We start from the raw sequence: 21,837 nt of genomic DNA on the forward strand, positions 1-21,837 counted from the left end.
TTACTCGGTCCCGCCGATCGAGACCGCCCACGGCGCGTAGAGGTACGCGAACGACGGGACGGCGCCGGAGATCCGCGTGCTCTGGATCATCGTCGTCGGCTCGTACGCGAGGGGGATCCACGGCAGCGCCTCGGTGACCTTCTTCTGGATGTCGATCACGAGCTCGGCGCGCTTCTCCTCGTCCGTGGTCTGCAGCGCCTCGCGGATCTCGGCATCCGCACCGTCCCAGCCGATGTAGTCGTGCGAGTTCGTGGACTCGAAGAAGCTGTACACGCCGAGCGGGTCGGCGAAGTCGGCGTAGTTCGTGGTGAAGAACCCGTCGAGGCCCTCCCGGGCCGCCGGGTCGAAGTACAGGTTGCCGAACTGCTCGACGGGGATGACCTTGGTCTCCACGTTCAGGCCGATCGACTGGCCGGCGGCCTGGATGACGCTGGCGGTCTGCTCGTGCACCGCCGAGCTTCCCTGGACGGCGAGGACGATGGGCTCCTTCGGAGCACCGGCCTCCTCCACCAGCTTCTTGGCGGCCTCGAGGTCGGACTTCACGTCGAACTCCGTGAAGGCGTCGGCGAAGGCGTCCTCCTCGTAGCCCCAGGTGGCGGGACCGGCGATGGTCGGCGCGGGGATCGCGGCACCCTGGAAGACGACCTCGGTCAGCTGCGTGCGGTCGATCGCGAGCGACAGCGCCTGGCGGATCTTCTCGTCGCCGAGCCCGCCGTCCTTGCCGATCGGGGCGAGCGTCCAGAACACGAAAGACTCGCCGAACGTCGTGGTGACGTTCTCGCTCTTCTGCAGCTGCGAGAGGCCCGCGGGCGGAAGGTAGAAGAACTGGCCGTCGACGTCGCCCGTGCTCAGCGCGTTGATCGCGGTGGACTCGTCGGCGATGAAGCTGAACGAGATCTGCTCGGCGAGCGGCTTGACCTCGGCATCCCAGTAGGCGTCGTTGCGCTCGATCACGAGGCTCTTGCCCGAATCCCACTTCGCGACCTTGTACGGGCCGGTGCACTGCAGGTTGCCCTTCGGCGTTCCGAAGGCCTCGCCGTCGGCCTCCGCTGCGGCCTTCTCGACGATCGCGCCCGCGGCGGATCCCATGGCCTGCCCGAACAGCACGTCGGGCTGCGACAGGGTGACGGTGACCTCCATCGGGCCGGTGACCTCGGCCGACGCCACGTTGCTGAAGTAGTCGGACCAGTAGGTGCTGGACTCGGGTCCGATCTGACGCTGCAGCGAGAAGGCGACGTCCTCCGCGGTGAGCGGGTTGCCGTCCCAGAAGGTGACGCCCTCGCGGATCGTGTACACGTAGGTCGTGTCGTTCGGCTGATCGACCTTCGAGGCGAGCCCCGGCTCGAGCGACAGGTCGGGCTTCATGCGCAGCAGGCTCTCGCAGAGGTTCGCCGTCGCCGTGTTCTCCGCGTAGTTCCAGGTGAAGATCGGGTCGATCGACGAGGGCTCGTACGGGAGGTTCCATTTCACCTCGTCCACCGGCTTCGTCCCGGCCGGGGTGGTGGTGGCCAGATTGCTGAGATCCAGGTCGAGCGAGGCGGGACCGGAGTCGCCACCCTTGTCGGCCGGGCCGGCGCAGCCGGCGAGGGCGAGGGATGCGGCCGCGAGGGTGGCGGCGGCGCCGAGTGCTGTCTTTCGGTATACCACGAGAACTCCTGTGTTTCCGGGTCGGGATTTCGATATGAGGGGGGTGGGGGATTCGTTCAGAGCACGCGGCCGTGACGGATCACGCGCGCGGGGGCGGGACGATCGACGACGAGCTGCGCGATCGAGGGGGAGTCGAACTCGAGGCGGGTGGCGCTCGTGGCGTCCACCTCGACGTCCAGATCGGGGATGCCGAGCATGCGGCCGCCCTCGCGTGAGGCGATGCGGTAGCAGCGCTCCAGATCGGCGTCGGTGACCGCGCCGGTGCGATAGCCGAGCAGGTGCGCCCGGTCGACCATGCTGCCGGTGCCGAACGGCGACCAGCTGTCGCGGACCCCGTCGGAGCCTGCCGCGAGCTGGACGCCGTGGGACTCGAACAGGTCGAGGTCGGGGACCGGGTCGGGGCCGAGAGCGCACGTGGTGATCCAGAGCCGCGCCTCGGCCACCGCATCGAGGGTCTCGCGGAGGGAGGGCAGCGACGCGTCGCAGAGGGCGAAGGCGTGGCTCACGGCGACCCGGCCCTGCATGCCGGCGGCGCGGGTGCGTTCGGCGATCTCACGGATCTGCGCGAGCCCCTCCTCTCCCCCGTCGTGGAGGTGGATGTCGAGGTCCCGGCCGCTGCGCACGGAGAGGCCGAACACGGCATCCAGGTGCCGGGCGACGTCGCCGTCTCGGCCGAGGGGATCGATGCCGCCGACGATGTCCGCGCCGGCGTCGAGGGACGCGGCCATCAGGTCGAGCGTGCCCGGGTTGGTGAGCAGGCCGAACTGCGGGAAGCAAACGATCTGCACCGTGAGGTCGGGTCCGATCCGCTCAGCGGCCGCCCGCACACCCTCGACATGGGCGAGGCCGACCTCGGTGCCGACGTCGACGTGGGCGCGCATCGCGAGCGTGCCGTTGCGCAGCGCGTGGCTGAGCAGCGCATACGCGCGGTCCTCGACGCTGCGACCGTACTCGGTGAGGGCGAGGATGTTGTTCTCGATGAGCTCGTCGAGGGTGCGCGCGGGCCTGCGCGCCATCCACCGGTCGCCCCAGCTGGTCTTGTCCGGGTGGATATGGGCGTCCACGAGCCCGGCCGCCACGAGGGGTGTCGGTTCGATCAGTGCTGCCACGTGCTCCGCGCTCCTTCGGCATCCTCGCCTTATTGATCAGCTGTTTAGCTGATCATCGGATTGTATGATGAATTTTGCACAGCTGTCACCCCCTTTGCGAGACAATGTGTGCGTGGAACCGATTCAGCGCCGCTCACTGGTGGACACCGTCGTCGAGCGCCTCCAGTCAGAGATCACCTCGGGGGCGTGGGACGTCGGCACGCGCATCCCGACCGAAGCCGAGCTGGTGGCGCGCCTGGGTGTCAGCCGCCCGTCCGTGCGCGAGGGGGTGCGGGCCCTGGCGCAGCTGGGGCTGCTGGAGACCCGGCAGGGCGACGGCACCTACGTGATCGCGAACGACCCGACCGAGGTCGCACTCCGGCGAGCCCTGCGCAACGCCGACCCGCGGGAGGTGTTCCGGGTGCGCCGCGCCCTCGACGCCCTCGCAGCGACCGAGGCTGCGGAGAACCGAGATGACGAGATCCTCGCGCTCATCGAGGCCGAGCTGATCGCCCGGCAGGAGGCCGCGAACCGCGACGACGCGCAGGCCTTCATCGACCACGACGTCGCCTTCCACCTCTACGTCGTCCAGGCCTCGCGCAACGCGCTGCTCGGCGGGATCTACACGAGCTTCGTCTCGTCGCTGCGCAACGCCGTCACCCAGAACGTCGTGGGCTCGATGGCACTGGCCGAGACGCCCGGGGACAAGCACGACGCGCTCTTCCAGGCGATCCGCGCCGGCGACGGCGAGGCCGCACAGGATGCGGCGCTCAACATCATCGAGCGCTCGAAGCGGTTCCTCGAGACCTGAGCGGTTCAGCCCGCATTCGGGCGGAACGCCTGGATGCCGGTGATGTGCGCGCCCAGCACGAGCGTGTGCACCTCGTCGGTGCCCTCGTAGGTGCGCACGGACTCCAGGTTCGCGGCGTGACGGAGCGGCGAGTACTCCCCCGACACGCCGTTGCCGCCGAGCACGGTACGGGCTTCGCGGGCGATCGCGATCGCCGCACGGGTGTTGCCGAGCTTCGCGACGGAGATCTGCTCGGGAGTGAGCCGGCCGGCGTCCTTCAGCCGTCCGAGCCGCAGGGCGACGAGCTGCGCCTTCTCGATCTCCACGGCCATGTCGACGAGCTTCTGCTGGGTGAGCTGGAAGCCGGCGATCGGCTGGTTGAACTGCACCCGCGTCTTCGCGTACTCGAGGGCCGTCGCGTAGCTGTCGCGGGCGGCGCCGATGACGCCCCAGCCGATGCCGTAGCGCGCCTCGTTGAGGCAGGAGAACGGCGCGCGCAGCCCGCGCGCCTCCGGCAGCTGGGCGCTCGCGGGGAGCCGCACGTCGGTGAGCGCGATGTCGCACTGGATCGACGCGCGCATCGACAGCTTCGGCGCGATCGGCGTCGCCTCGAAGCCCGGCGTGTCGGTCGGCACGATGAAGCCCCGCACGCCGTCGTCGGTCTGCGCCCAGATGATCGCGATGTGCGCGATCGAGGCGAGTCCGATCCACCGCTTCGCGCCGTTGAGCACCCAGTCCTCGCCGTCGCGCCGTGCGAACGTCGTCATGCTGGAGGGGTCGGATCCGGAGTTCGGCTCGGTGAGCCCGAAGCATCCGATGACCTCGCCGGTCGCCATCCGCGGCAGCCACTGCTGCTTCTGCTCCTCGCTGCCGTGCTTGTGGATCGCGCTCATGGCGAGCGATCCCTGCACCGACACGAAGGTGCGCAGCCCGGAGTCCCCCGCCTCCAGCTCGAGCGCCGCCAGCCCGTACTCCACGGCGCTCCGGCCCGCGCAGCCATAGCCGGTCAGGTGCATGCCGAGGACGCCGAGCTCCCCGAGCTCGGGCACGATCTCGGCCGGGAACACGGCGCGGTCGAACCAGTCGGCGATGTTCGGGCGGATGCGCGAGTCGACGAACGCGCGCACCCGGTCGCGCGCGGAGCGCTCCTCGTCGCTGAGCAGGTCGTCGAAGTCGAGCAGGTCGGGAACGGTGTGCATGAACACGAGGTTAGACACCCCGGATGCCGCCGAGCGGCAACAGTTCGCACAGACTTGCCTGAAGACTGTGCATCCTGCACACTGGCGGGATGGTGTCCCTCGGCGATCTCGTGCGCGCGGCCGGGTCCTCCCTCCGTCCCCTGCTCCCGTTCGACCCCGCACGGGAGGTCAGCGGCGTGCACGTCTCCGAGCTCGCCGACCCCGGCCGGTACCTCGACGGCGGGGAGCTCCTCCTCAGCACCGGTCTGCCGCTGAGCGGATCGGAGGCCGACACGGCGTACGTCTCGCGCCTCGCCGCGCAGGGAGCGGGAGCGCTCGGCATCGGCCTCGGCGAGGGCTGGACCGACGTCCCGCCCGGCCTCGCCGGCCGGTGCGAGGCCGCGGGGCTCCCGCTCTTCTCCGTGCCGGACGGCGCCCGCTTCCTCGACGTCTCCCGCGCGTTCTGGTCCGCCGAGGGCCGGAGCGAGCACGACACGGCCCTGCGCACGGGGCACGCCCACACGCGCCTCGCCGAGGCCGCGGGCGGCTCCGATCCGATCGCCGCCGTCACGCGCCTCATCGCGCAGGAGATCGGCGGCTGGGCCGCGTGGATCCCCTTCGACGCCGCGGCCCCTGGCGCGGTGCTGCATCCGCCGTCTCTCGCCGGGCTGCTGCCGGTCGTGACCTCCGATGCGCGGCACTCGCTCGCCCGCTCCGGCGTGGCCGCTGCCTCTTTCGTCTCACACGGGTCGACCGTCATCGCGCACGCCGTCACCCGCGGGCAGGACGCCGTCGGCGCGCTCGCGCTCGGCGCCGGTCGCCCGCTGACGCGCGCGGACCGGCAGCTGGCACTCACCGCCACGGCGCTGCTGCGGCTCTGCCTTCCCTCCGATTCCGCGGGCGATCCGTCGCGTTGGATCGCGACCCTGATCCTGGAGGGACGCGCCGACGCGGCCAGGGCTCTCGGTCGCAGCGCGGGCGTCGCCGTTCCGGGGACGGTGCGCGTGCTGCTGGATCCGGAGGGAGCGGGACGGGCGGCATCCGCCCTCGCCGCGCCGTACGACGGAGAGCCTGTCCGGCTGGCGCCCTCCGGCGCCGAGGCCGCGCTCGCGAGAGGCGCGATCGGGATCCCCGTCGCGCTCGAGGCGGTGCCGGCCGCGCTCTCGCGGCTCCTGACCCTGCGGCGCACCCCCGGCGCGCCGGCGCTCGTGGTCGAGAGTGCGACCCGAGGAGACGACGGCGTGCGGGCGCTGCGCGAGGCCGACCCCGCCCTGCTCGACACGGTGCGGGCCTACCTCCGGCACGGTCGCAGCGCCGAGCGCACCGCACGCGAGCTCGGCGTGCATCGCAACACGGTGCGCCCGCGGATCGCGGCGGCCGAGGCCGTGCTCGGCGCGTCGCTCGACGACCCCGACGCCTCCGCCGAGCTGTGGATCGCCCTCAGGGCAGCAGGCTAGTCCTGCTCCGAGAGCCAGGCGCGGATCGCCTCGTCCTGCTCGCCGAGACGAGGAGGGGCGACGGACGGGGCCGGGATGCCGGGTGTCCAGGCGATCGGCGGGCGGATCTGCCGGGACACCCGCCCGTCGGCGCCCGTGGTCTCGAGCACCGGATCCAGCCCCAGCCGCTCGGCCAGGGCGATGCCGCCGCCGATGCCGTTGACCTCCCCCGCCGCCACGCCCGCCGCGTTCAGGCGCGCGGCCCACACGGCCGCAGTGCCGGCGGCGAGCGCCTCCTCCAGCAGCCCGGCCAGGGCGTCGCGGTGGGCGACCCGGTCGGGGTTGCGGGCGAAGCGCGGATCGCCGGCCAGCTCGGGTCGCCCGAGTTCCGCGGTCATCCTCGCGAACTGCGCGTCGTTGCCGCACGCCACCGCCAGGGGTCCGTCCGCGCAGCGCAGAACCTCGTAGGGCGCGATCGAGGGATGCCGGTTGCCCAGGCGCCCGGGTTCGACCCCGGCGCCGAGATGCGCCGAGACCTGGTTCACCAGCGAGGCCTGCAGGCTGGAGAGCAGGTTCACCTCGACGCGCGAGCCGCGTCCGGTGCGCTCGCGCCGGCGGAGCGCGGCCAGGATGCCGATCACGGCGTCCTTGCCGGTGAGCACGTCGACCAGCGCGACCCCGGCCTTCATCGCCTCGCCGTCCCGTTCCCCCGTGATGTGCATGAGCCCGCCGACGGCCTGGGCGACGAAGTCATAGCCGGGCAGCGCCGCCCCTCCAGCGGACCCGAAACCGCTGATGGACGCGTAGACGAGATCCGGATGCCGTGCGGACAGCTCGTCCCAGCCGAAGCCCATCTCCGCGAACAGCCCGGGGCGGAAGTTCTCGATCACGACGTCGCTGCGCGCGATGATGTCATGCGCGGTGGCGCGATCGCCCTCATCGCGGAGGTCGAGCGCGATCGACTCCTTGCCGCGGTTCGCCGATTCGAAGTACGTCGTCTCGCCAGAACCGGCGTACGGCGGACCCCATGAGCGCGTGTCGTCGCCGCCTCCCGGCCGTTCGATCTTGATCACGCGCGCACCGAGATCGGCGAGGGTCATCGTGGCGAGCGGCCCGGCGAGCACGCGGGAGAAGTCGGCGACGACGACGCCGTCGAGGGGCGCGGTCACGGGGCGGTCGTCCGGGCTCGCGTGCTGACGGTCGATCGGGGACGCCGGGGCTCTCGCATGCGGCCGATCTAACCACAGGGACCGCTCCGGACGCGAAGCCGCCTCTCCGACGACGTGCGTCGGAGAGGCGGCTTCAGGCGCGAGCGCTCAGTGGAAGAAGTGGCGCTCCCCGGTGAAGAACATGGTCACGCCGGCCTTGCGCGCGGCATCCACGACCTCCTCGTCGCGCACGGAGCCGCCGGGCTGGACGATCGCCTTGATGCCGGCGTCGATGAGGACCTGCGCGCCGTCGGCGAACGGGAAGAACGCGTCGGATGCCGCCACCGAGCCGGCCGCCCGGGCGCCGGCCCGCTCGACGGCGAGACGGCACGAGTCGACCCTGTTGACCTGGCCCATGCCGACGCCGACCGTGGCGTTGTCCTTGGCGAGCACGATCGCGTTCGACTTGACGGCGCGGCACGCCTTCCACGCGAAGATGAGGTTCTCCAGCTCCTCGTCGTCCGGGCGCTCGCCGGAGACCAGCTCCCAGTCCTTCGCGACGGACCAGATGTCGTCGGGGAAGCGGTCGGCGTCCTGCAGCAGCAGTCCGCCCGAGACGAGGCGGACGTCCATGCGCTCCTGGCGCCAGTCCTCCGGCAGCTGCAGCAGACGCAGGTTCTTCTTCGCCTTGAAGACCTCCAGGGCGGCCGGCTCGAAGGACGGCGCCACGATGACCTCGGTGAAGATGTCCTTGAGGTTCTCCGCCATCTTCAGCGTCACGGTGCCGTTCGCGGCGATCACGCCGCCGTAGGCCGAGACCGGGTCGCACTCGTGGGCGCGCAGGTGCGCGCTGGCGATCGGGTCGAGGGCGTTCGGCGCGGTCGTCGCGATGCCGCACGGGTTGGCGTGCTTGATGATCGCGACGGCCGGGAGCACCATGTCGTACGCGGCGCGCAGCGCGGCATCCGCGTCGACGTAGTTGTTGTACGACATCTCCTTGCCCTGCAGCTGCGTGGCCTGGGCGATGCCGTGGCCGCCGGCGCGGGTGTAGATGGCGCCGCGCTGGTGCGAGTTCTCGCCGTAGCGCAGCGTGGCCAGGCGCTCGGCCTGGATCGTGAGGTGCGTGGGGAGGTCGCCCTCGTCGGCGAGGGTGCCCTCGGCGAACCACGACGCGACGGCCGTGTCGTAGGCCGCGGTGTGCGCGAACGCGCGGGCGGCGAGCTCGCGGCGCTGGGAGAGCGAGGTGCCGCCGGAGCCGATGGCCGCGATCACCGCGGGATAGGAGTCGGGCGAGACGACGATGGCGACGTTGGCGTGGTTCTTCGCGGCGGCGCGCACCATGGCGGGGCCGCCGATGTCGATCTGCTCGACGACGTCGTCGCCGACGGCACCCGAGGCCACGGTCTCGACGAACGGGTACAGGTTCACCACGACGAGCTCGAAGGGCTCGATGCCGAGGTGCTCGAGCTGCCCCTCGTGGTCCTCGAGGCGCAGGTCGGCGAGCAGGCCGCCGTGGATGTTCGGGTGCAGCGTCTTCACCCGGCCGTCGAGCATCTCGGCGACGCCGGTGACGGCGGCGACGTCGGTGACCTCGAAGCCGGCCTCGCGGATCGTGGCCGCGGTCGAGCCGGTGGAGACGATCTCGACCCCGCCCTCGGCGAGGGCCGCGGCGAGCTCGAGCAGGTCGGTCTTGTCGCTCACCGAGACGAGCGCGCGGCGGATCGGCACGGTGTCGCGGTCGCGGTACAGGGCGGCGTCGTGGCGGGGGCCTGCCATGGGGGGCTCCTTCGTTGCGAGGGGTCGGGTCAGGATGCGGCGGACAGCGTCAGCTCGCCGGTGGCGATGCGGCGCACCACATCGATGAGCAGCCGGCGTTCGACGGGCTTGATGCGCTCGTGCAGCGAGTGCTCGGTGTCGCCCTCGACGACCGGCACGCGCTCCTGCGCGAGGATGAGACCGCTGTCGACCCCGTCGTCGACCACGATGACGCTGGCGCCGGTCTGCGAGACGCCCGCGGCGAGCGCGTCGCGGACGCCGTGCGCCCCGGGGAACTCCGGCAGGTAGGCCGGGTGCGTGTTGATCAGCCGCGGCGAGTACTCCGCGACGAGGGAAGGCGGCAGCAGCCGCATGAGACCGCTGAGGACGACGAGGTCGGGGTTCCAGATCGCGAGCTGGCGTCCGAGCTCCTCCCCCCACGCCTCGCGGCTCTCGTGCTCGTGCCACGGCACGGTGAAGCTGGGGATGCCGAACTCCTCGGCGTGAACGAGGCCGTCGGCCTGGCGGTCGGCGCCGACGACGACGACCCGCGCGGGGAAGTCCGGGTGGCGGGCGGCCTCGAGGAGGGCACGAAGATTCGAGCCGGTGCCCGAGATGAGAACGGCGACCGTGAGCACCGGCCCAGTCTACCGGGGCGGCACGGCCCTGCCCGACCCGATGTCAGCCGACGGGATCGCCGGGATCGCGCCGCGGGATCCGGAACCCTTCGAGCCCGTCCAGCGGCGCCGTGTCCGCCGCCGACGCCTCGTACGGGGCGGGTGCGGGGGCGCCGGCATCCGTGGTCTCCGCGTCCGACGGATCGGATGCCGCCATCTGCGCCAGCCAGCGGTCCGTGCGCTCCTCGGCGAGCTCGTCGCGGTGACGCGGCGAGAGGAGCAGGATCGCCGCACCGAGCAGCACCTCGCCCCCGAGCGCGAGGGCGAACGGCAGCGGGGCCGGTCCCGCCTCGGCCAGCCGGCCCGGTCCCATCGAGCCGCTCGTCAGCACGCCGGCGACGGCGGCGACCGCTGCGGTCGCGACGGCGATGCCGACGGCGATCACGGCCCGCGGTCCGAACGCCAGCGGGGTGTCCTCCCAGACCAGCCGCGAGCGCACCGCCCAGCCTGCGAAGGCGCCGGCTGCGACCGGCACCAGCACGACGACGAGCATCCAGATCGAGCCGTTCTCCGGCAGCAGCCCGAGCAGCGGGATGCCGGGCACGACGCCCAGCTGGGTGCCGGCCGGTGACACGGCGGTGCCCGCCCCGACGGCGAACCCGGGGCCGGCGAGCCAGGATGCCGCCCACACGATCAGGGTCGGCAGGTACGCGAGGTGCGCGAGCGTGAGCACGACGGCGCCGAGCACGTCCACCCGCGCCGCCTCGAACAGCGCGACGGCCTCGCCGCTGCGCAGCACGGTCATCAGGGCGACCGCGAGTGCGGAGGCGCCGACCATGCTCACGACCGCGAAGGCGGCGCCGCGGACGGCGGCTGCGGGCACCGCGCCCCACTCGCCCCAGGCGTCGACCGCGTCGTGCACGCGGTCGACGAGGCCGCCGTCCCCGTCCTCCCAGACCACGCGCAGTGCGCCGCACAGAGCGCCGACGAGGTACACCGCCGTCGGCACGACGATCGCGAGGAGCAGCGAGGTCTCGGCTGCGGCCAGCCGGGAGGTGAGCGCGACGCCCGCGCCGATGAGCCCGAAGGCGCCCACGCCCGCCGCCGACCCGAGCAGCCAGGCGCCCGCGTGCGCGGCGCGCGCCCCGGAACGGGCTGCGAAGAGCAGGGTGAACAGCAGGAAGGCGAGCGGGGCGATGGACAGCGTGAACCGGGCGGCATCCGGGGCGATCCCCGTCGCGACGAGCACCTCGTCCGGCACGACGACCTCCACCGGCACTCCGTGCCCGAACTGCCACAGCGTCCCCGTCAGCGGCCAGAGCGCGCCCCAGTCCGCGCCGACGCCGAACGCCAGGGTCCAGAGCACGGTGAGCGGGGCCAGCAGCACCGCGAGTCCGACCGCTGCCGCGATGGCTGCGTCGAAGGCGGCGAGGAGCGCGACGAGGAGGCGTTGCATAGCGATTCGAGACTACGACGAGAACCCGCGCCCCGCCTGGGGACTCGCGCGGCTCGGGCGACACGATATCGTCTCCTGCGGAGGTTCCCCGATGACAACTGCCCCGCCCGCCACGACCGCAGAGCCCACGAACGCTCTGGATCGCTTCTTCGAGATCACGAAGCGCGGATCCACGATCGGCACCGAGATCCGCGGAGGCCTGGTGACCTTCGTCACCATGGCCTACATCGTGATCCTCAACCCGATCATCCTGTCGACGCCGGACGTCGACGGCACGACCCTGCCCACCACGGCCGTCGCCGCCGCGACCGCGCTCACCGCAGGGGTGATGACCCTCCTGTTCGGCGTGATCACGCGGCTTCCGTTCGCCTTCGCCGCCGGCCTCGGCATCAACGCGTTCCTCGCCTTCACGGTCGTCGGGTCGGTGACCTGGGCCGAGGCGATGGCGCTCGTCATGATCAACGGAGCGATCATCGTGCTGCTCGCGGCGACCGGCCTGCGGAAGCTCATCTTCGATGCCGTCCCGGTGCAGCTCAAGCTCGCGATCACGGTCGGCATCGGCCTGTTCATCGCCTTCATCGGCTTCGTCAACGCCGGCTTCGTCTCGGCAACGGGCAACCCCTCTCCCCCGGTGGACCTCGGCATCGGCGGCTCGGTCGCCTCGATCCCGACCCTGCTCTTCGTGATCACGCTGCTTCTCGGCGGGGTGCTCATCGCGCTGCGCCTGAAGGGCGCGATCCTCATCGCCCTCGTCGGCGGCACTGTGCTCGGCGGCATCCTGAACCTCGTCTGGCCGTTCGGCCTGGACTTCGGGTTCTCCGGGAGCATCGTGAGCCTGCCCGACCTGAGCCTCATCGGCAAGGTCGACTTCTCCTTCGACCTGAGCAAGGTCAGCGTGGTCGCCCTGGTGATGTTCGTGTTCACGCTGCTGTTCTCGAACTTCTTCGACGCCATGGGCACGATGACCGGCCTCGCCAAGGAGGCCGACCTCGCCGACGGCAAGGGCGACTTCCCCCGGATCAAGTCGGCACTGGTCGTCGAGGGCGTCGGCGCGATCGTCGGCGGCGGCACCTCCTCGTCCTCCGCCACCGTGTTCGTCGAGTCCGGCTCCGGCATCGGCGAGGGAGCCCGCACCGGCTTCGCGAACGTCGTGACCGGTGCGATGTTCCTGCTCGCGATGTTCTTCACCCCGCTCACCTCGCTGGTGCCGGGCGCAGTCGCCGCGGCAGCGCTCGTGCTCGTCGGCGCGATGATGCTGGCCCAGATCAAGAACATCGATCTCGGAGACTTCCGGGTGCTGCTGCCGGTGTTCCTCACGGCGACGGTGATGCCGATGACCTACTCGATCGCCAACGGCATCGGCGCGGGCTTCGTCAGCTGGATCGTCGTGAACGCGCTCTCCGGCCGGGCGAAGACCATCCACCCCCTCCTGTGGGCGGTGGGCGCCGGCTTCGTGCTGTTCTTCGCGCGCGGCCCGATCGAGGCGCTCTTCGGCGTCGCCTGACCCACCGCACGCAGAACGGGGCGGATGCTGCGGCATCCGCCCCGTTCGCGCCCTCTGGCGGCTACTCGCAGGTGAAAAGCGCGTCTCCCCACACGCCGTGAGCGCCGTTGATGCTGCCCGGCGCCTCGACGATCAGGTCGACGTACTGCGCCCCGCTCAGGTCGACCTCCACGGCCTCCGGTGCGAAACCGGGGGTGAAGGTCCGCGACTGATACCTGTTCGCGCCGTCGACGTCGACCTTGAAGATGACGTTCCCGGCGAACCCGGCTTCCAGGCCGACCTGTGCGGTGAACGCGCTGCAGGCACCGCCCGTGTAGTACGTGATCTTCGACTGCGCGTGGACTCCCAGCCCCTTGTCGTAGGCGGGCGCCTCCCCCGTCGCCGGATCGGTGTAGTTGATCCGCAGGGGCACGTCAGGGGACGACGCGGAGTCCTTGTTCGCGACATCCTTCCCGATCACTCCCCACCCGTTGGTGGCGGAGATCCAGTCGAGATCCGACGCGTAGGCGGTGCCCTGCGGCTTCGGCGGCAGCGGCTGCGTGACGACCTTCCAGTCGAAGATGCGCATCCGCGACTCCGTCGGCAGGACGACGGACGCGACCTCCTTGTCGGGGTTCAGGCGCACCAGGTTCGAGTACACCTGGTAGGGATAGGTCGGGTACTCGTACACGGCGGGGTTCGTCGCGCTGTTGCGCCCGAGCGATCTGATCGCGACCTGCGCGCCCCCGAGCCCGGACGCCTGCGGCAGCCAGTTCGGGAAGAACAGCGGCTGCGACGCGCTGGTTCCGTCCGTGTACTCGATCTTCAGCGTCGCCGTGACGCCGCCGCCGGATGCCGCGGACCCGAGCACGGCGAGGTGCGTCCCGGAGCCCTTGACGGCGATGGTCTGACCGGCGGGCGAGACGGCATTCGCGGTGCCGACGCCGGACGGCCAGTCGTAGACGATCGCCGCATCGCCGGTGCCGACGGTCACCGTCCCGCCCGGCTGCACGCCGGCCGCGGCGATCGCCTCGGCGGAGAAGGTGTTTCCGGAGCCGTCGAAGTTCCCGTCCTTCGCGGTCGCGCGGTCTGTGATCGACACGGAGTTGTACGCTCCCGCGAGCGACCCGAACGCGACGTAGATCTCGTTGCCGCCCGACTTCACGTACTCCGTGCCCGTACCGGCGAGATACGCCGCGTTCACGGTGAGCAGCTGGGGACCGGATGCCGCGGCATCCGTGACCTCGAAGACGAACTTCGCGGACACGGACTCGCCCTTGCGGATCGAAGCCGCCTCGGCGCCGTTCGACTCGACGAGGGTCCACCCATCGGGCACGACAGGGGTCAGCGTCACATCGCTCTTCGTGCGCTTGCCGTCGTTCGTGAACGTCGCCGTGACCGTGGTGCGCTCACCCTGGAAAACCCGTGAGGCGGGAGTCACGGCCACCGACGCGGCCGCGGCATCGGCATCCTCGCCGCCCACGCCGGTGGTCTTCGTCAGGCGGACCTTCGCGGATTCCCCGGAGGCGATCTCGCCGGTCGCGACGTGGACGATGCCGGTCTCGGGGTCGTAGAACCAGCCGGGTCCGGCGTCGAGCGCCGCGAGCTCGTCCTGTTCGGAGAGCGCCCGGTTCCCGAGCACGACCTTCACGGGTTCGGACCCGGTGTGCACCTCCAGCCGGTACGGGCGCGCCGCGGCCTTGCCTTCGTAGTCGCCGTCCCGCTTTCCGATCGTGACCTCGACGTTGCCGGTGTGCATCGGCTTCGGAGCCTCGACCGAGAACTCCTGGCGGCTGCTCTGCCCGTCGGCATAGCCGCGGGTGACCTCATCGTCCTCGTACAGCGTGAACTCGGAGGAGCCTTGCGGATACACGGACAGCGTGATCGGGGAGTCCTCCGGTGTCAGAGCCGAGTTGCGGGCCACGATCCCCTGGGGGACGACAGCTCCGGCGCGGACGAAGATCGGCAGCTTCTCCAGCGGCGCGGCGTAGCCGTTCAGGACCGTCCCGCCCTTGTGCAGCTCACCGCTCCAGTAGTCCACCCAGGTGTCGCCGGCCGGCAGGTAGATCCCGTTGCGGACGTCGCTGTCGGTGAACACCGGGGCCACCAGGTAGTCCTCGCCGAGGAGGAACTCGTTGTTCGCCTCGACGCTGTAGGCCCCCGGATCGCCCGGGTACTCCAGCGCGATCGACCGCATCATCGGGATGCCGGTCCGATGCGACTCGGCCGCGAGCGTGTAGATGTAGGGCATCAGGCGCTGGCGCAGCTGCAGGTAGGAGCGGTTGATGGCGGTCGCCTGCTCGCCGTACAGCCACGGCCGCTTGTCGGTCGGCGCCCACCCGCTCATCGAATACAGAGCGGGAGCGAACGCCTTCCACTGCAGATCGCGCACGTAGCTCTTCGCGGAGCCTCCGAAGATGCCGTCGACATCACCCGTGGTGAAGGCGAGACCCGAGTTCCCCGCGCCCGTCAGCGCCGAGACCTGCCACCGCACGGCGTCGAGGTTCCCCGTGTGGTCCCCCGTCCACTGCATGCCGCAGCGCTGGGAACCGGCCCATCCCTCCACCATCAACGAGGTGCCCCGCGCGTCGGAGTGCTCCTCGATGCCGCTGTGCGCCGCCTCGCAGCCGGTGAGCGCCATCCGGTATCCCGCGCCGACCCAGGCGACGTCGAGCTTGCGGAGACGGATGCCGGCCTCGCCGACCTCGTACTCCTGCTCGGTCAGCGACCGCTGCGTCCACAGACCCGTCTTCAGCCCGGTCTGCTCCTCGATCGCCGCCACCGTCTCCGGGAGGTCCACGTACTCGCAGCCGTAGCCGTCGTTGACGAGCATCCATCCGCCGGGCATGTCGTGCTCGACGAAGTCCTTCGCGATCTCGAGGGCCTGGGGCGTCGTCATCTTGTCAGGGTGATCGGAACCCTGATAGCTGGGGTTGGAGCGGTTGTAGCAGTCCGCGTCTCCGTACTCCAGCGCATAGCTCGGCGGCATCATCGGGCGTCCGGTGAGCTGCGTGTACGACTCGAGGGACTTCTTGAAGTCGCCGACGAAGTAGTAGGCGTCGAAGCGCCGCTCCCGGTGCGTGGTGGTGTGGGCGGCGAAGTCGTAGGAGCCGCTGGCGAAGGTGTTGCGCAGCACCCCGTACCCGTTCGACGTCATGTAGTAGGGCACCGCGTTGGGGTAGCCGTCGTCGTCCCAGTCGAAGTTCGAGGCGATGTTGATCACCGCGCCGGTGTGGATCGAGCGCCCATTCTGCATGCCGCCGCCGAGGAACTGCTCGCCGTCGCGGGGAGCGAGATGCTGGGTCGCGGAGTCCGCGCCGAAGCTCAACGGCGAAGACTCGGCGAAGATGACCCGTCCTGCCGCATCCTCGGCGCTGATGAGGCTCGTCTCCCGGTCCACGGTGACGGTCGCATCGGCCGAGCCGATGCGGATGACGTCGCCCTCGGCGACGTCCACGACGGGCGCCGTGAAGCTGCCTGCGCCGACGACGATGTCCGCCGTGCGGGTCGGATCGCCCTGCGGGGTGTTCGCCGGGTCGGAGAACCTCCCGCTCGGGTCGGCCTCGACGCGGAACGTGCCCGCCTCGAGGAACGTGACGCGCATCGCGCCACGCTCGGCCGTGAGGGTGACGGCCGCTCCGTCCTGCGCCACGTCGAGGATCCGGCCGAGCGTCTCGCCTGCGGCGTCCGCCGGCACGATCGGCGCCACCGGCTTCGGCGAGATCGGCGTGGTCGCGGCCTGCGCGGCCGCCTCGGTCGCGATCGAGGATGCCGAAGCCACGCTGCCGGCCCCTCCCAGCATCCCCGTGACGGCGAGGATTGACGCGACCCCGCCGGCGATCAGGCATCGGACGTGCCGTCTGTCCCTGTTCAGCTTCATTGCTGGCCCTTTCTGATGAGCTGTGATTGTTACTCCATCAAAACGATCACATTCCATCAGAAGATGGGTGGCCTGGTCAACGGAATGCTCACATCTGCACAGAGGAGAACACCGGTCGGCCTGTCGAGCACCCGATCCCGGGCACGCAAGAAGGCCCCGGGGTGGAGCCCGGGGCCTTCTCTACGAGTCTAGCTCAGGTCAGAGCGCTTCGCTCTTCGACTCGTCGCTGCGCTCCTCGCTCAGTGACCAGTCTGCAGTCGCTTCGCGACTAGAGCGATTCAACAATCGCGCGCATGAGGTCGGCCGTCTCGGACGGCGTCTTGCCGACCTTGACGCCGGCGGCCTCGAGGGCCTCCTTCTTCGCCTGCGCGGTGCCGGCGGAGCCCGAGACGATGGCGCCGGCGTGGCCCATGGTCTTGCCCTCCGGCGCGGTGAAGCCCGCGACGTAGCCGACGACCGGCTTGGTGACGTGCGCCTTGATGTAGTCGGCCGCGCGCTCCTCGGCGTCGCCGCCGATCTCGCCGATCATGACGATCGCCTTGGTCTCGGGGTCCGCCTCGAACGCCTCGAGGGCGTCGATGTGCGTGGTGCCGATGATCGGGTCGCCGCCGATGCCGATGGCCGTGGAGAAGCCGAGGTCGCGCAGCTCGAACATCATCTGGTAGGTCAGGGTGCCCGACTTCGAGACGAGACCGATCGGGCCCTTGCCGGTGATGTTCGCCGGGGTGATGCCGACGAGCGCCTCACCGGGGGTGATGATGCCGGGGCAGTTCGGGCCGATGATGCGGGTCTTGTTGCCCTTGCTCTTCGCGTAGGCCCACGCCTCGGCCGAGTCGCCCACGGGCACGCCCTCGGTGATGACGACGAGCAGCGGGATCTCGGCGTCGATGGCCTCGATCATCGCGTCCTTCGTGAAGGCGCCGGGGACGAAGGCGATCGACACGTCCGCGCCGGTCTCCTTCATGGCCTCGGCGACAGTGCCGAAGACGGGGATCTCGACCTCGCCCTCGTGCGGCTTCTCGTGAGTGACCGTGGTGCCGGCCTTGCGGGCGTTCACGCCGCCGACGATGTTGGTGCCCGCCTTGAGCATCAGGGCGGTGTGCTTGGTGCCCTCGCCGCCGGTGATGCCCTGGACGATGACCTTGGAGTCCTTGTTGAGGTAGATCGACATTTCTTCTGTCCTTGTGTCTCGTCGGCGATCAGGCGTTGGCGAGCTCGGCGGCCTTGTCGGCGCCCTCGTCCATCGTGGCGGCCAGGGTCACGAGCGGGTGGTTCGCCTCCGCGAGGATGGCGCGCCCCTCCTCGACCTGGTTGCCGTCCAGGCGGACGACCAGCGGCTTGGTGGCGGCGTCGCCGAGGATCTCCAGCGCCTTCACGATGCCGTCGGCGACGGCGACGCACGAGGTGATCCCGCCGAACACGTTCACGAACACGCTCTTGACCTGCTCGTCGCCGAGGATGACGTCGAGGCCGGCCGCCATGATCTGCGCGTTGGCGCCGCCGCCGATGTCGAGGAAGTTCGCGGGCTTCACACCGCCGTGGTTCTCACCGGCGTACGCGACCACGTCGAGGGTCGACATGACAAGGCCTGCGCCGTTGCCGATGATGCCGACCTCGCCGTCGAGCTTCACGTAGTTCAGGCCGCTCGCCTTGGCCTTGGCCTCAAGCGGGTCGGCTGCGTCCTTGTCCTCGAGCTCCTCGTGCTCGGGGTGGCGGATCTCGGAGGCGTTGTCGTCGAGGGTGACCTTGCCGTCGAGGGCGATGATGTCGCCGTCCTCGGTGCGGACCAGCGGGTTCACCTCGACGAGGGTGGCGTCCTCGCCCTTGTAGACCTCGTAGAGCTTGACGAACACATCGGAGACCTTCTCGACGAGGTCCTCCGGGAAGTTCGCGGCACGGGCGATCTCGACGGCCTTCGCCTTGTCGATGCCGGTCAGCGGGTTCACCTCGACGCGGGCCAGGGCCTCGGGCTTCTCGACGGCGAGCTGCTCGATCTCCATGCCGCCCTCGACGGAGCACAGCGAGAGGTAGGACCGGTTGGCGCGGTCGAGCAGCACGGAGAAGTAGAACTCCTCGGCGATGCGCGCGCCCTGAGCGACCATGACGCGCTTGACGACGTGGCCCTTGATGTCGAGGCCGAGGATCGCCTTCGCGGCCTCGTACGCCTCGTCAGCGGTCTTCGCGACCTTGACGCCGCCGGCCTTGCCGCGACCACCGGTCTTGACCTGGGCCTTGACGACCACGACGCCGCCGATCTTCTCCGCGGCTGCCTTCACCTCCTCGGGGGTGTCGGCGACGATGCCGGCGAGGACCGGCACTCCGTACTTCTCGAAAACGTCTCGTGCCTGGTACTCGTACAGATCCACTGTGGTTCCTTCACTGGGATGCGGCCTGGTAATTCTCTCGATGTCGAGACATCGACCAGTCCCCCAGCTTACTACCTCGCCCTGAGCGTCCCCGCGAGTCACAAGCCACGGCGGGCGCGCGACGCCGGTCTAGGCTTCTGCCATGCGAGACTTCCCCGAACCGCGCGCCGCCGTCGTCGCCGCCGCGCTCGAACTCTTCCAGGCGCAGGGATTCGACCAGACCTCCGTCGAGCAGATCGCCAAGGCGGCGGGGGTCTCGCGGTCGACCTTCTTCCGCCAGTTCGGCGGCAAGGAGGACGTCGTCTTCGCCGACCATGAGGTGCTCCTCGAGCAGTTGCGCGAGTTCCTCGCCGAGGGCCACGACGACCCGTGGGGCGCCGTGTGCGCGGCATCCGAGTCCGTCTACGCGCACTTCGCGCACGACCCCGACCTCGCCCGCCGTCGCTACCAGATCGTGCGCCAGGTGCCGGTGCTGCGCGAACGCGAGATCATCACCGTGTTCCGCTACGAGCGGCTGTTCGACGAGTACCTGCGCAGCTCGCTCCCCGGCATCGACCCGCTGGACGCCGTCGGCTTCGCCGCCCTCGTCACCGCCGTGCACAACCACGTCCTGCGCCAGCTGCTGCGCGGCAAGAAGAAGGTGCCGCTGTCGACGCTGCAGTCGGCGCTCGCCGACGTCCGCCGCCGCTACGGCGTGCCGGCCGAGGCTCCGGCGGAGGCCCCGGACGACGTCGTCGTGGCCGTCTTCCCCCGCTCCATGCCGATCGCGGAGGTCACGCGGCGGCTGCGCACCCAGCTCGACTGACGGGCTCCCCCTCCCCGGGGTCGTGAAACTCAGTTTCGGCGAGTACGATACTTGGTGCCACGAAGGAGCACCATGAGCACCGAAGCCACCCCCTTCCCCGGCGAGCGCGTCTCGTCGTACGACATCACCGGACGTCAGGACAGCGACTACTACGCGGTGTTCGCCGACATCCCGGCGGAGGACCGCTCCGCGTGGGACCGCGCGAAGGCGTACATCGACGAGGTCGGGCCGCAGATGGCGGATGCGTGGGACCGCGCAGAGTACCCGCTCGACGCCACCCGCCGGATGGGCGAGATGGACCTGGTGGTCGACGGCATCGAGCATCCGCTCCTGACGCGGCTCTCCCCGCTCGCCGCCGGGCTGGTGAACATGGAGATCTCGCGCGGCGACGGATCGCTCGGGACCGTGCTCGCCGTGCAGGGCGGACTCGCCCTGCGCACGCTCGCGCTGTTCGGGTCGGAGGCTCAGCAGGAGAGGTGGCTCACCGCCCTCGCCGACGGCTCGGTGTTCGGCTCCTTCGCGCTCACCGAGCCCGACCACGGCTCCGACTCCGTCTCCCTGGAGACCGTCGCCCGCCGCGACGGCGCCGAGTGGGTGATCCGCGGCGCGAAGAAGTGGATCGGCAACGGCGCCTCCGGCGGCATCACCTTCGTGTGGGCGCGCGTCGACGACCCGGATGCCGACGAGCACGGTGCCGTGCGCTGCTTCCTCGTCGAGCAGGAGACGCCGGGGTACACGGGCACGCCGATCCGCGGCAAGGCCTCGCTGCGCGCGATCCACCAGGCGCACATCCTGCTCGACGACGTGCGGGTCCCGCTGGACGCGGTGCTCCCCGGGACGAAGAGCTTCAAGGACGCCTCCACCGTGCTCTACGCCACCCGCTCCGGGGTGGCCTGGTCGGCGCTCGGACATGCGACCGCCTGTTACGAGGCCGCCCTCGCGTACGCGGCGCAGCGCATCCAGTTCGGAAAGCCGCTGGCGAAGTTCCAGATGGTGCAGGAGCGGCTCACCCACATGCTCGAGGACCTCACCGCGATGCAGCTGTACTGCCGCCGCCTCGCCGACCTGGAGACCGCGGGCGAGCTGCGTCCGACGCAGGCCTCGCTGGCGAAGTTCCACAACACCCGCGCCGCGCGCCGGGTCGCGGCCACCGCTCGCGACCTCCTCGGCGGCAACGGCATCCTGCTGGAGAACGGCGTGATGCAGCACATGGCCGACATCGAGGCGATCCACACCTACGAGGGCACCGAGAGCGTGCAGGCGCTGCTGCTCGGCCGCGACATCACCGGGATGAGCGCCTTCGTCTAGGGGGCATCCGGCACCGGCGCTCCGCTGAACGACTGCGCGCCGAGCACGGACAGCAGCCGCAGCTTCTCATCGCTCTCGCTCCCGGGGGCGGCCGTGTACACCAGCAGAGAGTGCGCCTGCACCGGATCGACCAGGGTCTGGCAGCTGAGCTCCAGAGAGCCGAGCTCCGGATGCCGGAACCGCTTGACCTCGCGCGGGCGGAGGCCGACCTCGTGCTCGGCCCAGAGCGCCCGGAACTCCTCGCTCTGCGCGAGCAGCAGCTCGGCGTAGCGGGCCGCTCTCGAGCCCGGTCCGCGGAGCGCGAGCACCTCGCGGAGGCCGGACGCCCAGAGGCGGCTGAGGTAGGCATGGTCCTCCGGCTCGTAGAGCAGGCGCGCGGACGGGTCGGTGAACCACCGGTAGCCGATGCTCCGCGCCGGCCCGCTGAAGCGCGTGAGGTCGCCGAGGAGCGCCGAGCCGGGCGCCGTCTGCCGCAGCGTCTCGCCCAGCTCGGTGATGATCTCCGCCGGGGTGTCCTGCAGGCGGTCGAGGATGCGGAGCATGCCAGGGCTGATGTGATCGCCCCCGGCGCCCTTCGCGGGCGCCGCATGCCCGGCCAGCCGGAACAGGTGGTCGCGCTCGCTCAGGGAGAGGTGCAGCCCCTGTGCGATCGCCGCGACCATCTGCTCGGACGGCTGCGGGCCGCGCTCCTGCTCGAGCCGCGCGTAGTAGTCCGTCGACATGTGGCATAGGGCAGCCGCCTCCTCGCGGCGCAGTCCCGTCGTCCGGCGGCGCCGACCGCGCGGGAGCCCCACATCCTCCGGCTGCAGCGCCTCGCGACGCCGCCGGAGGAACGCGGCCAGACCGGCCCGGTCGATCACCATCAGCGCCTCCTCCCCTC

The 21,837-nt window shown here is 70.8% G+C and carries 16 protein-coding genes; 5 read left to right on the forward strand and 11 right to left on the reverse strand.

Translation table 11 applies throughout. The annotated features are described in order from the left end of the window. Positions 1 to 1,647: an ABC transporter substrate-binding protein gene (locus tag G6G98_RS06405; RefSeq protein ID WP_164233099.1), complete on the reverse strand. Its 1,647-nt coding sequence runs from the start codon at positions 1,645 to 1,647 to the stop codon at positions 1 to 3. A 56-nt stretch (positions 1,648 to 1,703) separates the two neighbouring features. Beyond that, positions 1,704 to 2,756: an amidohydrolase family protein gene (locus G6G98_RS06410; protein WP_067349676.1), complete on the reverse strand. Its 1,053-nt coding sequence runs from the start codon at positions 2,754 to 2,756 to the stop codon at positions 1,704 to 1,706. 112 nt (positions 2,757 to 2,868) lie between these two features. Between G6G98_RS06410 and G6G98_RS06415 the strand changes: the two genes are divergently transcribed. Beyond that, complete coding sequence (locus G6G98_RS06415; protein ID WP_164233097.1) at positions 2,869 to 3,546, forward strand: FadR/GntR family transcriptional regulator; 678 nt, start codon at positions 2,869 to 2,871, stop codon at positions 3,544 to 3,546. Positions 3,547 to 3,551: 5 nt separating this feature from the next. Here the strand turns inward: G6G98_RS06415 and G6G98_RS06420 are convergent, their stop codons facing one another. After that, a complete protein-coding gene (locus tag G6G98_RS06420) occupies positions 3,552 to 4,724 on the reverse strand; it encodes an acyl-CoA dehydrogenase family protein (protein WP_164233095.1) in 1,173 nt (390 codons plus the stop codon). Between the two features lie 89 nt (positions 4,725 to 4,813). Between G6G98_RS06420 and G6G98_RS06425 the strand changes: the two genes are divergently transcribed. Next, a complete protein-coding gene (locus G6G98_RS06425; protein ID WP_164233093.1) occupies positions 4,814 to 6,160 on the forward strand; it encodes a PucR family transcriptional regulator in 1,347 nt (448 codons plus the stop codon). Here G6G98_RS06425 and G6G98_RS06430 read toward each other — a convergent pair. The 4 genes from G6G98_RS06430 to G6G98_RS06445 form a co-directional block, all read right to left on the reverse strand. Further along, positions 6,157 to 7,308: a CaiB/BaiF CoA transferase family protein gene (locus tag G6G98_RS06430; protein ID WP_164233091.1), complete on the reverse strand. Its 1,152-nt coding sequence runs from the start codon at positions 7,306 to 7,308 to the stop codon at positions 6,157 to 6,159. The genes G6G98_RS06425 and G6G98_RS06430 overlap by 4 nt on opposite strands. Positions 7,309 to 7,455: 147 nt before the next feature. Further along, positions 7,456 to 9,063 carry a bifunctional phosphoribosylaminoimidazolecarboxamide formyltransferase/IMP cyclohydrolase gene (gene purH, locus G6G98_RS06435; protein ID WP_067349664.1) on the reverse strand — a complete coding sequence of 536 codons (1,608 nt, stop codon included), beginning with the start codon at positions 9,061 to 9,063 and terminating at the stop codon, positions 7,456 to 7,458. Positions 9,064 to 9,092: 29 nt separating this feature from the next. Next, entirely contained in the window at positions 9,093 to 9,680 is a 588-nt protein-coding gene (purN, locus tag G6G98_RS06440; protein ID WP_164233089.1) for a phosphoribosylglycinamide formyltransferase, read from the reverse strand. A gap of 43 nt (positions 9,681 to 9,723) precedes the next feature. Continuing rightward, positions 9,724 to 11,115: a cell division protein PerM gene (locus tag G6G98_RS06445; protein WP_164233087.1), complete on the reverse strand. Its 1,392-nt coding sequence runs from the start codon at positions 11,113 to 11,115 to the stop codon at positions 9,724 to 9,726. Positions 11,116 to 11,206: 91 nt separating this feature from the next. Between G6G98_RS06445 and G6G98_RS06450 the strand changes: the two genes are divergently transcribed. After that, positions 11,207 to 12,619 carry an NCS2 family permease gene (locus G6G98_RS06450; RefSeq protein ID WP_164233085.1) on the forward strand — a complete coding sequence of 471 codons (1,413 nt, stop codon included), beginning with the start codon at positions 11,207 to 11,209 and terminating at the stop codon, positions 12,617 to 12,619. A gap of 61 nt (positions 12,620 to 12,680) precedes the next feature. On the opposite strand, the gene G6G98_RS06455 is transcribed toward G6G98_RS06450, so the two are convergent. The 3 genes from G6G98_RS06455 to sucC form a co-directional block, all read right to left on the reverse strand. Further along, positions 12,681 to 16,379: an NPCBM/NEW2 domain-containing protein gene (locus tag G6G98_RS06455; RefSeq protein ID WP_243842022.1), complete on the reverse strand. Its 3,699-nt coding sequence runs from the start codon at positions 16,377 to 16,379 to the stop codon at positions 12,681 to 12,683. Positions 16,380 to 16,746: 367 nt separating this feature from the next. Next, positions 16,747 to 17,649, reverse strand: a complete 903-nt coding sequence (sucD, locus tag G6G98_RS06460) for a succinate--CoA ligase subunit alpha (protein ID WP_067349652.1) — start codon at positions 17,647 to 17,649, stop codon at positions 16,747 to 16,749. Between the two features lie 28 nt (positions 17,650 to 17,677). After that, a complete protein-coding gene (gene sucC / locus G6G98_RS06465; protein ID WP_067349649.1) occupies positions 17,678 to 18,844 on the reverse strand; it encodes an ADP-forming succinate--CoA ligase subunit beta in 1,167 nt (388 codons plus the stop codon). A gap of 142 nt (positions 18,845 to 18,986) precedes the next feature. On the opposite strand from sucC, the gene G6G98_RS06470 reads away from it, so the two are divergent. Further along, entirely contained in the window at positions 18,987 to 19,649 is a 663-nt protein-coding gene (locus G6G98_RS06470; protein WP_067349646.1) for a TetR/AcrR family transcriptional regulator, read from the forward strand. A gap of 72 nt (positions 19,650 to 19,721) precedes the next feature. Further along, entirely contained in the window at positions 19,722 to 20,957 is a 1,236-nt protein-coding gene (locus G6G98_RS06475) for an acyl-CoA dehydrogenase family protein (RefSeq protein ID WP_164233082.1), read from the forward strand. On the opposite strand, the gene G6G98_RS06480 is transcribed toward G6G98_RS06475, so the two are convergent. Beyond that, a complete protein-coding gene (locus tag G6G98_RS06480) occupies positions 20,954 to 21,817 on the reverse strand; it encodes a helix-turn-helix transcriptional regulator (RefSeq protein WP_164233173.1) in 864 nt (287 codons plus the stop codon). The genes G6G98_RS06475 and G6G98_RS06480 overlap by 4 nt on opposite strands. Positions 21,818 to 21,837 lie beyond the last annotated feature (20 nt).

Source organism: Microbacterium hydrocarbonoxydans (assembly GCF_011752045.1).
Taxonomy (GTDB): Bacteria; Actinomycetota; Actinomycetes; order Actinomycetales; family Microbacteriaceae; genus Microbacterium.

What these genes read in the sequence shown, in the direction of transcription:
- G6G98_RS06420 (WP_164233095.1), bottom strand. Translation starts at nt 4,724, where the DNA reads ATGCACACCGTTCCCGACCTGCTCGACTTCGACGACCTGCTCAGCGAC.
- G6G98_RS06425 (WP_164233093.1), top strand. Translation starts at nt 4,814, where the DNA reads ATGGTGTCCCTCGGCGATCTCGTGCGCGCGGCCGGGTCCTCCCTCCGT.
- purH (WP_067349664.1), bottom strand. Translation starts at nt 9,063, where the DNA reads ATGGCAGGCCCCCGCCACGACGCCGCCCTGTACCGCGACCGCGACACC.
- G6G98_RS06445 (WP_164233087.1), bottom strand. Translation starts at nt 11,115, where the DNA reads ATGCAACGCCTCCTCGTCGCGCTCCTCGCCGCCTTCGACGCAGCCATC.
- G6G98_RS06450 (WP_164233085.1), top strand. Translation starts at nt 11,207, where the DNA reads ATGACAACTGCCCCGCCCGCCACGACCGCAGAGCCCACGAACGCTCTG.
- sucD (WP_067349652.1), bottom strand. Translation starts at nt 17,649, where the DNA reads ATGTCGATCTACCTCAACAAGGACTCCAAGGTCATCGTCCAGGGCATC.
- G6G98_RS06470 (WP_067349646.1), top strand. Translation starts at nt 18,987, where the DNA reads ATGCGAGACTTCCCCGAACCGCGCGCCGCCGTCGTCGCCGCCGCGCTC.
- G6G98_RS06475 (WP_164233082.1), top strand. Translation starts at nt 19,722, where the DNA reads ATGAGCACCGAAGCCACCCCCTTCCCCGGCGAGCGCGTCTCGTCGTAC.